The 13,817-nt window shown below is 73.0% G+C and carries 16 protein-coding genes; 7 read left to right on the top strand and 9 right to left on the bottom strand.

Translation table 11 applies throughout. The features are described 5' to 3' along the window. Positions 1 to 3: 3 nt before the first annotated feature. The 4 genes from ACFVXK_RS05965 to ACFVXK_RS05980 form a co-directional block, all read right to left on the bottom strand. Positions 4 to 222 (bottom strand): phosphopantetheine-binding protein, encoded by a 219-nt coding sequence (locus tag ACFVXK_RS05965; RefSeq protein ID WP_358893387.1) that lies wholly within the window; start codon positions 220 to 222, stop codon positions 4 to 6. Then, positions 222 to 1,787 carry an amino acid adenylation domain-containing protein gene (locus ACFVXK_RS05970; RefSeq protein ID WP_389610303.1) on the bottom strand — a complete coding sequence of 522 codons (1,566 nt, stop codon included), beginning with the start codon at positions 1,785 to 1,787 and terminating at the stop codon, positions 222 to 224. The genes ACFVXK_RS05965 and ACFVXK_RS05970 overlap by 1 nt, the downstream gene beginning before the upstream one ends. A 96-nt stretch (positions 1,788 to 1,883) precedes the next feature. Further along, positions 1,884 to 2,543: an LmbU family transcriptional regulator gene (locus ACFVXK_RS05975; protein ID WP_389610304.1), complete on the bottom strand. Its 660-nt coding sequence runs from the start codon at positions 2,541 to 2,543 to the stop codon at positions 1,884 to 1,886. Between the two features lie 194 nt (positions 2,544 to 2,737). Further along, complete coding sequence (locus ACFVXK_RS05980; protein WP_079432244.1) at positions 2,738 to 2,953, bottom strand: MbtH family protein; 216 nt, start codon at positions 2,951 to 2,953, stop codon at positions 2,738 to 2,740. Between the two features lie 419 nt (positions 2,954 to 3,372). On the opposite strand from ACFVXK_RS05980, the gene ACFVXK_RS05985 reads away from it, so the two are divergent. Both ACFVXK_RS05985 and ACFVXK_RS05990 read left to right on the top strand, forming a co-directional pair. Further along, a complete protein-coding gene (locus tag ACFVXK_RS05985; protein ID WP_389610305.1) occupies positions 3,373 to 4,119 on the top strand; it encodes a thioesterase II family protein in 747 nt (248 codons plus the stop codon). Between the two features lie 33 nt (positions 4,120 to 4,152). After that, on the top strand, positions 4,153 to 5,166 hold the full coding sequence (locus tag ACFVXK_RS05990) for a BTAD domain-containing putative transcriptional regulator (RefSeq protein ID WP_389610306.1): 1,014 nt from the start codon (positions 4,153 to 4,155) through the stop codon (positions 5,164 to 5,166). Here the strand turns inward: ACFVXK_RS05990 and ACFVXK_RS05995 are convergent. After that, positions 5,163 to 6,326, bottom strand: a complete 1,164-nt coding sequence (locus ACFVXK_RS05995; RefSeq protein WP_389610307.1) for a serine hydrolase domain-containing protein — start codon at positions 6,324 to 6,326, stop codon at positions 5,163 to 5,165. The two genes, ACFVXK_RS05990 and ACFVXK_RS05995, sit on opposite strands and share 4 nt — an antisense overlap. Positions 6,327 to 6,619: 293 nt before the next feature. Between ACFVXK_RS05995 and ACFVXK_RS06000 the strand changes: the two genes are divergently transcribed. Continuing rightward, on the top strand, positions 6,620 to 7,234 hold the full coding sequence (locus ACFVXK_RS06000; RefSeq protein ID WP_389610308.1) for an LmbU family transcriptional regulator: 615 nt from the start codon (positions 6,620 to 6,622) through the stop codon (positions 7,232 to 7,234). Between the two features lie 29 nt (positions 7,235 to 7,263). Here ACFVXK_RS06000 and ACFVXK_RS06005 read toward each other — a convergent pair whose 3' ends face one another. After that, complete coding sequence (locus ACFVXK_RS06005) at positions 7,264 to 7,911, bottom strand: FMN-binding negative transcriptional regulator (RefSeq protein WP_389610309.1); 648 nt, start codon at positions 7,909 to 7,911, stop codon at positions 7,264 to 7,266. 219 nt (positions 7,912 to 8,130) lie between these two features. Between ACFVXK_RS06005 and ACFVXK_RS06010 the strand changes: the two genes are divergently transcribed. After that, positions 8,131 to 9,480: a lysine N(6)-hydroxylase/L-ornithine N(5)-oxygenase family protein gene (locus tag ACFVXK_RS06010; protein WP_389610310.1), complete on the top strand. Its 1,350-nt coding sequence runs from the start codon at positions 8,131 to 8,133 to the stop codon at positions 9,478 to 9,480. Between the two features lie 233 nt (positions 9,481 to 9,713). Here the strand turns inward: ACFVXK_RS06010 and ACFVXK_RS06015 are convergent, their stop codons facing one another. Further along, positions 9,714 to 10,529, bottom strand: coding sequence for an endonuclease/exonuclease/phosphatase family protein (locus tag ACFVXK_RS06015; RefSeq protein WP_389610311.1), 816 nt, complete (start codon positions 10,527 to 10,529; stop codon positions 9,714 to 9,716). A 391-nt stretch (positions 10,530 to 10,920) separates the two neighbouring features. On the opposite strand from ACFVXK_RS06015, the gene ACFVXK_RS06020 reads away from it, so the two are divergent. Further along, positions 10,921 to 11,340: a tyrosinase family oxidase copper chaperone gene (locus ACFVXK_RS06020; RefSeq protein ID WP_389610312.1), complete on the top strand. Its 420-nt coding sequence runs from the start codon at positions 10,921 to 10,923 to the stop codon at positions 11,338 to 11,340. Further along, positions 11,337 to 12,182: a tyrosinase family protein gene (locus ACFVXK_RS06025; RefSeq protein WP_389610313.1), complete on the top strand. Its 846-nt coding sequence runs from the start codon at positions 11,337 to 11,339 to the stop codon at positions 12,180 to 12,182. Before ACFVXK_RS06020 ends, ACFVXK_RS06025 begins: the two co-directional genes overlap by 4 nt. A 10-nt stretch (positions 12,183 to 12,192) precedes the next feature. On the opposite strand, the gene ACFVXK_RS06030 is transcribed toward ACFVXK_RS06025, so the two are convergent. Further along, complete coding sequence (locus tag ACFVXK_RS06030; RefSeq protein WP_389610316.1) at positions 12,193 to 12,597, bottom strand: carboxymuconolactone decarboxylase family protein; 405 nt, start codon at positions 12,595 to 12,597, stop codon at positions 12,193 to 12,195. Positions 12,598 to 12,637: 40 nt separating this feature from the next. Between ACFVXK_RS06030 and ACFVXK_RS06035 the strand changes: the two genes are divergently transcribed. Then, complete coding sequence (locus ACFVXK_RS06035) at positions 12,638 to 13,174, top strand: MarR family winged helix-turn-helix transcriptional regulator (protein WP_389610314.1); 537 nt, start codon at positions 12,638 to 12,640, stop codon at positions 13,172 to 13,174. On the opposite strand, the gene ACFVXK_RS06040 is transcribed toward ACFVXK_RS06035, so the two are convergent. Continuing rightward, positions 13,171 to 13,817: DJ-1/PfpI family protein (locus ACFVXK_RS06040; protein WP_389610315.1), on the bottom strand; the 647-nt coding region annotated here is incomplete at its 5' end. The genes ACFVXK_RS06035 and ACFVXK_RS06040 overlap by 4 nt on opposite strands.

The following is a 13,817-nucleotide window of genomic DNA, read 5'->3' on the forward strand; positions in this document are numbered from 1 at the left end:
CCCCTACCGGTGGGATTCGATGTAGGCGGAGATCGACGCGATCGTCGGGTTGAGGAACATCTGGTCCATGGGGACCTCGGCGCCGAGTTCCTCGATGTAGGCGCCCTGGATCTTGGTCATGATCAGGGACTGGCCGCCCAGGGCGAAGAAGTCGTCGTCGGGCCCTATGTCCTCGCGCTCGAACTCCCGGCACCAGATGGCGCGGACACCGTCGGCAATCATCACTGTCCTCTCGCTGCCGCGTCGGCGAGCGCCGCGCGGTCCACTTTTCCGTGCGGGCTGAGCGGGATCCGCGCGATGTTCGTGAACCTGGCGGGCACCATGGTGCGCGGCAGGTCCTCGAGCAGCCGGGCGCGCAGGTCGTCCTCGGCGAGGTCGGCGCCCGCCGGGACGACGAACGCGGACAGCTCGGCCTCCCCGGCGGCGGTGCGGGTGACCGCCACGGCGGCCTCGCGGACGCCGGCGAGGCGGGCGAGGGCGCGTTCGACGTCGGCGGGGTCGATGCGCATGCCGCGGATCTTGACCTGCGCGTCGATCCGGCCGAGGACGACGAGGTCCCCGTCGGCGTTCACCCGGCCGCGGTCGCCGGTGCGGTACAGGCGCAGCGGCTTCCCGTCGGCCAGGGCCGTGGTGAACTTCGCGTTCTCGGGTCCGCCGGCGCCGAGGTAGCCGGCGCCGACGCCGGCGCCGGCGATGCAGATCTCGCCCTGCTCCCCGGGCGCGACCGCGCGCAGCTGCTCGTCGAGGAGGTGGATGTCGGTGTTGTAGGCCGGGCGGCCGACCGGGGCGACCTCGTGTCCGGCGGTCCGGTGTCCGGCCAGGTCGTAGGAGGTCGCGACGTCCGTGCACTCGGCGACCCCGTACTGGTGCAGCAGGGTGCAGGTGTTGCCCTCGCGGCGGGCCCAGTCGGTGAGCCGTTCGGCCTTGAGGGCCTCGCCGCCGAAGAGGACGTAGTCGAGCCGGGTCAGGGCGTCGCCGCCGCGGGCGGTCTCCCAGTCCACCAGCAGGTACAGGGTGCTGGAGGCGCAGTGGACGGTGCGGACGGGGTGCTCGGAGAGCGTGCGGTAGGCGAGCATGGGGTCGAAGTTCCGGCTCGCGGTGAAGTACTGGGTGGCGCCGCAGAACAGCGGGGTCATCAGGGCGCGCTGGGAGAGGTCGAACCCGAAGGCGCTGACGACCAGGTTGTGCGACCCCTGGTGCAGGCCGTACTCGAGCTGGAGCCAGTTCATCAGGTTGAACCAGCCCTCGTGCCGCACGGCGGTCAGCTTGGGCGTGCCGGTCGAGCCGGAGGTGAAGACCGCGTAGCACAGGTCGTCGCCGGTGACCTCGGTACCGGGGGAGGTCGCGGGGAGCGCCGCGAGCCGCTCGGACAGCTCCTCGAAGCCGGTGACCTCGACGGGTGCCTCCCCGACCAGGGGGGCCGTCGCCGGGGAGGCGACGATCAGGGCGAGGTCGGGGACCTGGTCCAGCAGCAGCCGGATCCTGGCGGGCGGGTAGGCCGGGTCGAAGGGGACGTAGGCCGCGCCCGCCTTGAGCGTGCCGAGGACGGCGACGAGCAGGTCGGCCGAGTAGTCCAGGCAGACGCCGACCTTCGCGCCCCGGCCCACTCCGCGTGCAGCGAGGTGGTGCGCGAACCGGTTCGCCCGCGCGTCCAGCTCCGCGTACGTGGTCCGTTCGCCGGCCCGGAAGACGGCGACGGCGTCGGGGGTGGCCCGCGCGTGCTCCTCGAACCGTCGGTGCACGACGGGGTTCGGGGGCAGGGCGACCCGCTTTCCCTGAAGGATCATCAACTGGCTCCGGTGTGAGGGGTGTCCGGCGGGACGGGCCGCCGGGGCACCGCGGCGGCGGGACCGGCCCGGCACGCGTGCGGGCGGGCCGCGCCGCTAGGCGGACGTGAGGTCGGCGGTCTTCCGGTCGGCGGTCGCCCGGTCGGCGGTCTCCAGCAGCCGGGTCACCCACTTGTCCACGGGCAGGCCGTGTGCGGCGGCCGCCTCGGTGAGGTGTTCGAGCTGGTCGGCGGAGAGCTCGATGGTGAGCTTGGTGACCTGCGGGCAGCGCTGCCCGGCGGCCCCCGGGCCGGCCGGACGGGCCGCTCCGGGCCGCTCGTCGCCCCCGCCCGCGGGGAGGCCGGCCGTGCCGTTCTGCACGGCGAGGCCCGCGCGGACCGTCCGGCGCAGCTCGTTGCGCGACCACTTCTGCTGCTCGGCCCGGCGCAGCCAGTAGTCCTGCTCCGCCGGAGCCAGGCGGGCCACCTCGGCGTGGTGGGCGAAGCTGAGGCCGTCGCGCCTGCGGTGGTGGTCGAAGCGCCGCGCCACCCAGGCGTAGTTGCGCAGGGTCTGGTAGTCGAGCCCGGTGCGCTCGATGGCCTCCTTGTAGCGCCGCCACCCGTAGGCGGCCTCGCCGAAGCGGAGCCAGTCGGCGAGCCACCAGGCCGAGGAGTTCCCGAGCTCGCGCAGGTTGGTCCCGATCTGTTCCCAGGACCGCTCCGGCAGGTTCGCCGGGAGGATCATCCCCGTCTTGCGCACTTCGGCCTGTGGTCCCACGAAGGACAGGACCACATCGCCTTGGGCGGGCCCGCCGCCGTGGCCCGCCGGACGGGCCCGGTGACTGCCCGCGGTTCTCGCAGCGCCGCTCACTGTCTTCATCCCCCAAGTCAGAGTGTGTGCCGGCCGGCGGTGGCCCGGGGGTGTTGCGAAAGTCCTGTGCGGTGCCCGTGCGGGACTTTCGCAACACCCCCCTAGTCCGCCGCCATGGCCTCGCGCAGGCTGCGGGGGCGGAGGTCGGTCCAGTTGCGTTCGACGTACTCCAGGCACGCGGCGCGGTCGGCCTCGCCGAAGACCACCCGCCAGCCCGCGGGGACGTCGGCGAAGACCGGCCACAGGGAGTGCTGGTCCTCGTCGTTGACCAGGACGTGGAAGCGACCGTCCCCGTCGTCGAAGGGGTTCGTGCTCACGTGACACTTCCTTAACTGTCGTGGGGCGACCAGGGAAGAAGGACCCGTCAGGCCGAGGGTGTGGGAGGGCGCGCGCCAGATGTGCCGGTCGGCGTGGTTCCGGAGGGCGCCCGGCGCTCCGGTTCGAGCGGTGGGTGCGGCGTACTGGCCGTGCGGGCGGGACCGCGGATGCCGTTCGGGCCGGGCTTCCCGCGGTGCCGGTCCGATTCGGCGCCCACTGTATCCACAGCCCTTTTGAGACACGGTCGAGTCCTGCTCGCAAGGCCGGACAGCGGGCTTCCGGGGGGCGCCTGGGGCGGGCCGCCTGAGGATCGCCGGAGAGCCGCCACACCCTCGGCACAGGCCACCTGATGCGCGCACCCCGCCGTGCGGGCGCAGCCCTATGGTGCGGGGGTGCGCGGCCCGACCGAGGGAGAGAGATGGACAGCACACGTCCCACCTTGCGCTTGTTCGTCCTGCACCACGCGGGCGGATCCCATCTTCCGTACCGCCGCTGGCCCGCCGGACTGCCGGACTCCTGGGACGTGCGGCTGCTCGACGCCCCGGGCCACGGCTTCCTCCTCGACCTCCCGCCACTGGACGACGCGGGCCGTCTCGCCGATTTCCTGCTGGACCACGTCGAGCCCGAACTCACGTGCCCGTATGCCCTTTTCGGCCACAGTATGGGGGCACTCGTGGCATACGAGATGACCCGCCGGGCCGTCGCGCGGGGCCTGCCGGCGCCCGTGTGGGTCGGGGTCTCCGCGCGCACCGCGCCGCAGCCCGCGGGTCCGGCGGAGCCGTACCACGAGCTGCCCGACGCCGAGCTGCGGACGCGGCTGAACCTGCTGGGCGGGACGCCCGACGGGATCTTCGACGACCCCGACCTGTGGTCGGTGTTCGAGCCGGTCGTCCGGGCCGACCTGCGCCTGGTGGAGGAGTGGCGGCCCGATCCGGGGGCGGCCCCGCTGCCGGTGGCGCTCTCCGCGTACGCGGGCGCGGGCGACGCGCACGCCTCGCCGGCGCGGATGGCCGGCTGGGAGGCGTACACCGAGCGGTTCCTGGGCCTGCGGGTCATGGACGGCGGCCACTTCTACTTCCAGGACGACCCGCGCCCGCTGCTGCGGCGGATCGAACGGGACGCGAGCGCCGCGCTGGACGCAGCGGGCGCGGCGCGCTCCCGCTGACCCTTGCGTTGCCCGCCCGTGCGAGGAGAAGACATGCAGTTCCGCATTCTCGGTCTGGTGGAGGTCCGGGACGAAGAGGCCGGCCTGCACCTCCTGCCCACGGGCGCCAAACAGCGGGCGCTGCTGGGGGCGCTGGTGGTGAAGGCCGGGCACCACGTCTCCGTGCGGCAGCTCATCGACGAGCTGTGGGGCGAGGAACCGCCCGTCAACGCGGAGAACGCGCTCCAGGTGCACGTGGCCCGGCTGCGCCGGCTGCTGTCCGGCCCGGAGGGCGGCCGGGACGCCGGGCGGGACGGCGACCGCGGCGGCGACCGGGGCGGCGACCGGGGGGCACGGCAGCCGTGGATCGTGACGACCTCGCGGGGCTACACCCTGCGGCAGGGCCCCGTCGAGACGGACGCGGCGTGCTTCCGGCAGCTCACCGACACCGCCCGGCGGATCCTGCACGAGGACCCGGGGCGGGCCGGTGAGCTGCTGCGCCGGGCCCTGTCGCTGTGGCGCGGCCCGGCCCTGGAGGGCAGTGTGCTCGGCGGCATCTGCGCGGGGCGGGCGGCGCAGCTGGAGGAGGACCGGCTGACCGCGCTGGAGATGATGTACGACGCCTACTTGCGCACCGGGCGGCACGGCGAGATCACCGGCGAGCTGATGGTGCTCACCACCGACCACCCCATGCGGGAGCGGTTCTACGACCTGCTGATGGTCGCCTTCTACCGCTGCGGCCGGCAGGCGGAGGCGCTGCGCGTGTACGAGCGGGCGCGCCACCGGATGGTGCACGACCTCGGCGTCGAGCCGGGTCCCGCCCTGCGCCGCCTGATGCAGGCGATCCTCCAGCACGACCCGGCCCTCGGCCCGGAGGCCCGCCCCCTCCCGTCCGGCCCGCCGCCCCTGGCCCCGGTTCCGGTTCAGGCGGGGGAGGCGGCGGGGACGCTGATGGAAGAGATCGCCCGGTTGCAGGGACGGATCGAGCGGCTCCAGCAGGAGCAGCATCAACTGCTGTGCCGATTCGAGGAGTTGACCGGTGGCACGCTGCCACGGGCGACGGCCTAGGAGGCCGGCGGGCAGTACTCGGCGTTCACGATGGGGAGGATGGTCTCCGCGCCCCAGTTGGCGTTGTAGTTGAACGTCAGCTGGTGGCGGGCGTCCTCGGTGAAGGCGGCCAGGGAGATCCAGCCCAGCGCGCCGCCGTCGTGGTACCAGAGGGTGGTGCCGCAGCCCAGGGTGAGCCGTTCGACGCCCAGTCCGTAGGACGCGCCCGGGAAGTCGGGGTTGTCGACGGTGGTCTTCATCTCCTTGAGCTGCTGCGGCGGCAGCAGGCGCCCGCGCATAAGGGCCTCGTAGAACCGGTTCAGATCGGCGGTGCTGGAGATGATGTCGCCGTTGCCCCAGCTCTGCGAGGGGTTCGCCTCGGTGACGTCGTCGATCCGGTCGGGCCGGTCGGCGAAGAGGCGGGAGTAGCCGCGGGCGCTGGGCCGGGGCAGCAGGGAGTTCGTGCCGGGGTTGGAGGTCGCCCTGAGGTCCAGCGGCTCGATGATGCGCCGGCGCACCTCCTGCGCGTAGGGCCGGCCGGCGGCCTTCTCCAGGACGAGTGCGGCCAGCACGTCGTTGGTGTTGGAGTACCAGTGGCGGGCGCCGGGCCGGAAGGGCGGCTCGTGGGAGAGGGCCACCTTCACGCGCTGCTCGGGCGTCAGGGTGTCGTAGCGGTGCTGGAGGAAGCCGTCGCCGGCCAGGTACGTCGCGGCGTACTGCTGGTCGGCGAGGAAGTCGTAGAGGCCGCTGGTGTGGTTGAGGAGCTGGCGTACGGTGATGGCCCTGCCGTCGTTGCCGTTGCCGGTCACCAGGCCGGGCAGGAACCGTTCCACGCTGTCGTCGAGGCTCAGCTTCCCCTCCGCCTCCATCTGGAGGAGGGCGGTGGCGACGAAGGTGTTGGTGATGCCGCCGATCCGGAAGCGGTCGTTCTTGGTGCGCGCCGCCCCCGTCTGCCGGTCGCCCACGCCCGCCGCGGTCTTCCACACTCCCCCGGCGTCCCGCACCTCGGCGGCGATGCCGGGGACGCCGGCCGCGACGGCCGCCTCGATCGCCCGCTGCGTCGCCTCGTGGCCGGCCGCCGGGGGAGCCTCGTCCCGCGCCGCGGCGGAGCCCGTGAAGGCGGTGGCCAGCAGGGCGGCCGCCGCCAGTGCGACCAGGCCGGCTCTCGGTCTTCTGCGCATGGTCTTGCCCCTCTCGTGGTTGTCGTCCGTGAAGTCCGTGAAGTTCGTGAAGGCCGTGAAGGCCGTGAAGTCCGTGAAGTCCGTGAAGGCCCTGTGGTTCGAACGCTGCTCCGGCCACGCTCCAGCCCGCCCCGCAACAGTTCTGGCCGGTTGTGTACGCCCCTTCTCCTGGAGGCACGATGGCACCACAGGCCGGTCACGACGCTGCGCCGCACGGCAGCCCCGCGGCCCCTCCCCCACAACCCCCGTCCCGGCAGCCGCACACGACCGGATCCGCTCCGCGCCGGGCCCAGGTGCTCACGACCAGGGTCGGCCTCCAGATACCGGCCGGGATCGGCTACGACGAGTGGGAGCGGGCCGGGCACCAGCTCGTCGGTGTCCTCGACTCCTCCTGCTGGTGGCTGGGCGACTGGCTGAAGTACGGCAAGGACCACTACACCGACCGCTACCAGCGCGGCATCCGCGCCGCCGGCCTCTCCTACCAGACCCTGCGCAACTACGCGTGGGTCTCCAGGCGTTTCGACCTCTCCCGCCGCCGGCCCGCCCTGAGCTTCCAGCACCACGCCGAGCTGGCCTCCCTGCCCGCCGGGGACCAGGAACTCTGGCTCGACCGGGCCGAGCAGCGGCAGTGGACCACCAAGCAGCTGCGCGGCGCGCTGCGCGACACGCGCCAGGGCGGGCGGCCGGCCGCCCGTACTCCCGCCGAGCCGAGCCGCCGGCTGGAGGTCCCCGGCAGCCGCGTCCAGTGGTGGCACAGGGCCGCGCAGCAGCAGGGCGTGGACTTCGAGCAGTGGGTGATGGCCACGTTGGACAGCGCGGCCGCCAGCGCCCTGGAGGACCAGGCCGAACGGGCGGACCGAGCCGAACGGGCGGACCGGGCCGAACACAAGGAGGCCGTCAGCGCCTGAGGCCCCGGCACCGGCCGGCCCCTTCCGCCTCAGGGCAGGCGGCTCATCAGGCCCGCGGTCTCGCGCTTGTACGCGCACGCGCTCTGCCCGAACGACTCGCGCACCCGCTCGCGCACCTCGTCCGGCTGCTCCTGGCTGAGCTTGAACATCCCCTCGGCCCCGGTCACCGTGAACCGGAAGGCCCCCACGTCGGGCACGATCTTCCTGAAGTAGTCGAGCGAGCCGGTCATGTCCCAGCCCTCCCCGAACGCCCCTTCGAAGGCACGGACGGTGGCCTGCACCACCTCCAGCGTCTCCTCGATCGACTCGATCTTCTCCACCACGCCCCGGACGTGCACCGAGGTGAAGTTCCAGGTCGGAGCCGCCGGGCTCTTGGCGTACACCGTGGGCGAGACGTAGGAGTGCGGACCGGTGAAGGTCAGCAGCAGGACGCCGCCCGTCTCCAGGGCCGCCCAGTGCGGGTTCGCCCGGTTCATGTGTCCGAGCAGCACGGCGCCCGGCAGGAGCCCGCCGGGCGCGTCGCCGGAGGCCTCCGGATCGAAGATGACCGGGAGGTGGGTGGCGAACGGGCCGTCCTCGGGGCTGCCGTTGGCCGCCGCGAGCGCCATGGGATTGTTCCGGACCAGGTCCACCATCCACGAACCGTCCGGTTCACGGTAAAAGCTCGGCACGAACACCCGGATTCACCCTTTCGGAAATTGGCCTCTGGAATCCCGGCCGACCATACCGGCGTCCCGTCGACAGGACAACGATTTCGGCCACCGGGCGTCCGGACAAGCCGTCGAACCGCTTTCATGCACTCTTCGAGTTGCCTCGGCGCACTCTCCGGGCAACACTTCAGAACGGTCTCTCGGGCCACCGGCCGAGTTTTCCAGACGCAAGGGGGAGAATTTCCTATGGGCATAACGGGCAGGCGCGACCAGGAGATCCTCGACGTGGTCGGCATCGGGTTCGGCCCGTCGAACATGTCGCTCGCGATCGCCTTGAAGGAGCACGGGGCGGGCGCCCCGCAGCATCCGGTCAGGTCCCACTTCTTCGAGCGGCAGCCCACGTTCGGCTGGCACCGGAACATGCTGCTGCCGTCGGCGACCATGCAGATCTCGTTCCTCAAGGACCTGGCGACCTTCAGGAACCCGGTGTCCCGGTTCAGCTTCATCTCGTACCTGCACGCCTCGAACCGGCTGGTGCAGTTCGTGAACAACCAGAGCCTCATCCCGACCCGGCAGGAGTTCCACCAGTACCTGGAGTGGGCGGCCGCCGGCCTGAGCGACCAGGTCAGCTACGGCTGCGAGGTCACCGCGATCCGCCCGGTCACCGGCGCCGGGCGGCGGGCCCCCGACCTGCTGGAGGTCGAGGTGCGCGCCGCCGACGGCACGGCCCGGGCGGTCACGGCCCGCAACGTGGTCGTCTCGACGGGGCTGGTGCCGCGCATGCCGGAGGGCGTGACGGCCGGGGAACGGGTGTGGCACAGCTCGGAGTTCCTGACCCGGTTCAACGCGCAGGACCGTGCCTCCCTCAGGAGCGTGGCGGTGGTCGGCGCCGGGCAGAGCGCGGCCGAAGTCACCCGGTTCCTCCACGACTCGCTGCCCCATGCCCAGGTCACGGCGGTCATCCCGTCCTACGGCTACTCGGTGGCCGACGACACCCCCTTCGCCAACCAGGTGTTCGACCCGGACACGGTGGACGAGTACTACTTCGGCACCGAGGGCGCGCGGGACGCGTTCTGGCGCTACCACCGCAACACCAACTACTCGGTGGTCGACGCCGACGTCATCCGCTCCCTCTACCAGCGCCAGTACGACGAGCAGGTGAGCGGCGCCCAGCGGCTGCACTTCCGCAACCTCACCCGGGTCGACTCGGTGGCGGGCTCCGCCGGCGGGGCGCGCGTGGTGCTGCGCTCGCTGCTGGACGACCGCAGGGAGGAGCTGGCCGTGGACGCGCTGGTGTTCGCCAGCGGCTACGACGGCCTGGACCCGGCCCGCCTGCTCGGCGAGGAGTTCGACCGGCACTTCCAGCGGGACGCGGCCGGCCGCCACCGGGTGGAGCGCGACTACCGCCTGGTCGCCACCTCGGGGCTGACCTGCGGGGTCTACCTCCAGGGCGGCACCGAGCACAGCCACGGCCTGACGTCGGCCCTGCTGTCGAACATCGCCATCCGCAGCGGGGAGATCGCCGACTCGATCGTGCTGCGGCGCACCCAGCGGGAGCTGGGGCGCCACGCGGAGGAGACGCCCTCGGCCGCCTGAGGTCCCAGCCGGGCCCCGGCGGGCCTGGCCGGGCCCGGCGGGGGTGCCGTCAGGCGGCGTCGGCGAACGGATTTCCGCCCACCATTCCACTCCCGTTCAAGCCGTCCACGATCCGCCGGTGAATACGGCGGATCTCCGTCCTTTTCTCCGGCGGGGTGGTGCGGGGAAATTCCGCCGAGCCCGATCATGGATTCTCCGGTGAATTCCGTGGAGCCTTCCCGACCGATCCGCTTTCAGTCCCTGCCGCCGACGGCGCGCAGCATGCGGTGGTCGGAGACGGCCGGGTCGAGCGGGAGGACCTCGGCCGCGCGGGAGGTGAGGTCCGGGTAGCCGAAGAACACGTAGTCGATCTTCTTCGCGCCGAAGGTGGGGTGCTCGGCGGCGTCGGCCTCGACGTAGCCGCCGGAGTAGAAGGGGTCCGTGGAGGGCGTGCGGGGCGAGTGGTTGAAGTCGCCCGCCAGGAGGACGGGCAGTCCCTGTTCCCGCCAGGCCCCGGCCTGCGCGGCGAGCCGGCGCGCCTCGGGGGCGGCGCGGGTGCCGTCGTCCCAGTAGAGGTGCACGGAGCAGGCCCAGTTGGCCAGGCCGTGCAGGACGTTGCGGACGCAGGGCACCCGGATGGGCTCGGACTCCCCGCCGACGGTGAGGTCGAGGTCGGCCGTGGCGGTCACCGTGCCGCGGACCAGGACGGCGTTGCCGTAGGGGTGGCCGCCGCAGACCTTGGGCAGGCCGGAGAGGGTCGGGCCGTAGTGCCCCTGGAAGCCCTCGGGGGCCAGCCGGGCGAGGATCTCGTCGTACTGCGGTTCGCAGACCTCCTGGAGGAACAGCTGGTCGGCGTTCCAGCCGGAGGCGGCCGCCTGGGCGACGACGCTGTCGAGCCGCGCCTCGTCGTCGTACGGGGCGGCGGCGCACATGTTGCCGCAGATGTTGTACGTGACCACGCGCAGCGGCGGCCCCGCCGCGGCGGCGTGGGCGGGGGTCACGGGGAGGGCCGGGGCGAGCAGGAGGAGGAAGAGGGCGGCGCGCAGGGTGCGCGGGCGGTGGCAGCGCATGGCGGGGCTCCCGGTCGGGCGGACTGCGGGCGGGCGGGGCTGTGCTGTCACCGGTCAGGTCCCCGGCACCGGCCCGCTTACCCCCACCACCGGGTGCGCGCCCCCGGCGCGAAGCGAACTCCCGCACGCGGGAGGGAAGTCCCGGGGAGCACCCCCCGGCCGAGGCTACCCCGCCCCCACCACCGGACCCCCGCACGGCACGACCCCCACGCCCCGGGCAGCGCCGGTCCTGGCGAAACGCCGGGCCGGGCCGGGCCGGGCCGGCTGGCCGGAAGGTGATGTCATGGGCACGTAAGATGTGGGCCGGCGGCCCCCCGTCCCGCCGGGTGCCGGGAATGGATGCGCGGGGCACCGATCGGGTGTTCGAAGGCTTCTGATACCTATTCAAGCCATGAACATGATCACTCGCCGGCAGGCGCTGGGGCTCGGCTCCGGTGTGGCCGCAGCCATCGGACTGGCCGCCTGCTCGTCCAAGCCGTCCCCCGCCCCGGCGGCCGGGGCCTCCGGCGCCCCGGGGGCGGCGGGCCCGTCCGGAGCGCCCGTCTCCCTGCCCACCGGCACCATCGACGAGACCTACCAGGGCCACCGGATCCAGATCACCGTGGGCCCGGGCCACCACGGCATGCCGATGCCCACCGTCAAGATCGACGGCAACGACCTGCACCTGATGCCCAACGCCGACGGCAGCTGGGTCACGGTCGTCAACCACTACGAGACCTTCCCGGACCCCATATCCGCCGCCCGCGCCGCCGTGCGCGAGCTCCAGGGCGCCGACCTCGTCCCGTTCATCGCCAAGGAAGCCAAGCTGTGACCGTCCGCAAGAACCAGGCCACCCTCACGCCGGACGAGAAGCGCGCCTTCGTCAACGCGGTCCTCGAACTGAAGCGGACCGGCGTCTACGACCGGTACGTCAACGCCCACAACTGGTACCTGCTGAACGACTCGGACTTCGGCGACCGGGTGGGCCACCGCTCCCCGTCCTTCCTGCCCTGGCACCGCCGGTTCCTGCTGGACTTCGAGGCGGCGCTCCAGCGGATCGACCGGAACGTCTCCCTCCCCTACTGGGACTGGACCGCCGACCGCACCGCCAACTCCTCCCTGTGGGCCTCGGACTTCATGGGCGGCACCCGCCGGGGGCGCGACGGCCAGGTGCTCGACGGCCCCTTCGGCGCCCAGAACGGCAAGTGGGTGCTGACGGTGGGCGTGGACCGCCGCACCTACCTGCGGCGCGGCCTCGGCTCGGGTACCCCCCAGCTGCCGACGCGGGCCGACGTGGACTCCGTGATCGCCATCCCGGTGTACGACACCGCCCCCTGGAACAGCGCCTCGGGCGGGTTCCGCAACGCCCTGGAGGGCTGGCGGGGCGTCAACCTGCACAACCGGGTGCACGTGTGGGTCGGCGGCCAGATGACCTCCGCCGCGTCCCCCAACGACCCGGCGTTCTGGCTGCACCACGCCTTCATCGACAAGCTGTGGGCCGAGTGGCAGGCGAAGAACCCGAAGTCGGGCTACCTGCCCGCCAACCGGACGGCGAACGTGGTGGACCTGCACTCCGTGCTGAGCCCGTGGAACAACGTGACCCCGGCCGACCTGCTCGACCACCACCGGTTCTACACGTTCGACACCGAGGCCGGCGGGCAGCAGCGCTACTAGGGGGCGCTTCTCAGGCCGCGCGGGTCATCCGGTTGGCGAAGGTCGACAGGGTGTAGGCACCGATGCCGAGCACCACCTCCAGGGCGTTGCGCCGGGTGTACCCGTGGGCCTGGAACGCCGCCAGCTCCTCGTCGCCCACCGCGCCCGAGGCGGCGAGGACCTGACGGGTGAACCGGCGGACGGCGTCGATCCGCCGGGGGTCCGGCACCGGGCCGAGACCGGCGAGCTTGGCCTCGTGCAGGTCCACGCAGAGGTGGCACCGGTGGTGCGCGGCGACCGTCAGGATGACGGCTTCGCGGGAATGCGGGTCGAGCGTGGTCGCCTCGAACATGCGGCTGAGGGTGAGGAAGGCCTCCAGCGTCTCCGGGGAGGCCTCCTTCAGCAGGGCGACGGCGTTGGCGGTGCGGGCGGACATGTCGGTGGCGATCGCGTGGGACAAGGCGGCTCCCGGTAGGATGGACAACATGGTTGACGGTGTGGACGAGGAAAACGTAAACCAGGTTGTCGATCGGGGCAAGGGGGTTTCCGACGCGCCTGGCTTCGAGCTGCCGTTGCTGCTGTTCGGCGGGTTCCGGACGCTGATCGACCGGCTGCACGCGCGGCTCGCGGAGGAGGGGCATCCAGGCCTGCGGCCGGCGTACGGGTTCGCCATGCAGGCCGTCGGCACCGGGGGCGCCACCGCCAGCGAGATCGGGCGGCGCCTCGGCGTCTCCAAGCAGGCCGCGGGCAAGACGGTCGACCGCCTGGTGGCGCTCGGGTACGCCGAGCGCCGGGACGACGCCCTGGACGCGCGCCGCAAGACGGTCCACCTCACCCCGCACGGCCTCGCCGGGCTGCGCCGCTCGGCCGCCGTCTTCGACGAACTGCGTGCGGAGTGGGCCGCCGTCCTCGGCGCGGAGCGCGTCCGGGACATCGAGAGCGGCCTGCGCCGGGTCGTCCCCGCCGAGACGGCCTTCCGCCTCGACGCGACGAGCTGGCTGGGCGGTTCCTAGGCGGTCCGCAGGACGGTGCCGCGGCGTTCGAATTCCAGGAGGGTCTCCACGCCCGAGGCGGCCTCCGCGCCGAGGTGGCGTTCCAGGAGCCACAGGGCGGCGTCGATGCCGGAGCTGACTCCGCCCGCGCAGACGAGGTCGCCGTCGTCGACCACGCGGGCGTCGCGGACGTCGTGGCCGAGGTCGCGCAGGTCCTGCTTGGCCCGGACGTGGGTGGTGCAGGGGCGGCCGTCGAGCAGCCCGGCCGCGTGCAGCAGGAAGACGCCGGTGCACACGCCGACCAGGGTGAGGCCGGGCCGGACGGCCCGGCGCAGGGCCTGCGGGAGGGTGCCCTTGTCGATCTCGGCCCAGACGCCGGGCCCGTCGCGCTTGCGGTAGCCGCCGCCGACGACGACGACCGCGTCGGCGGAGGAGGGGTCCCAGCGGCCCGGTACCTCGATCTGCGTCCCGAAGGCGGCGCGGACGCGGCCCGGGCGGCCGGTGGTGACCAGGGTGGGCACGACGGGCCGGCCGAGGGCCGCCGCGAGGGCGAACACCTCCAGGGGGCCGAAGAGGTCGAGTTCCTCGACGCCGTCGAAGGCGACGAGGTGGACGCGCAGCGGGCCGGCGCCCGGGGCGGGGCCCGCCGTCGCGGGCCGGGGGG

This window comes from Streptomyces sp. NPDC058157 (genome assembly GCF_042884105.1).
Classification (GTDB): Bacteria; Actinomycetota; Actinomycetes; order Streptomycetales; family Streptomycetaceae; genus Streptomyces.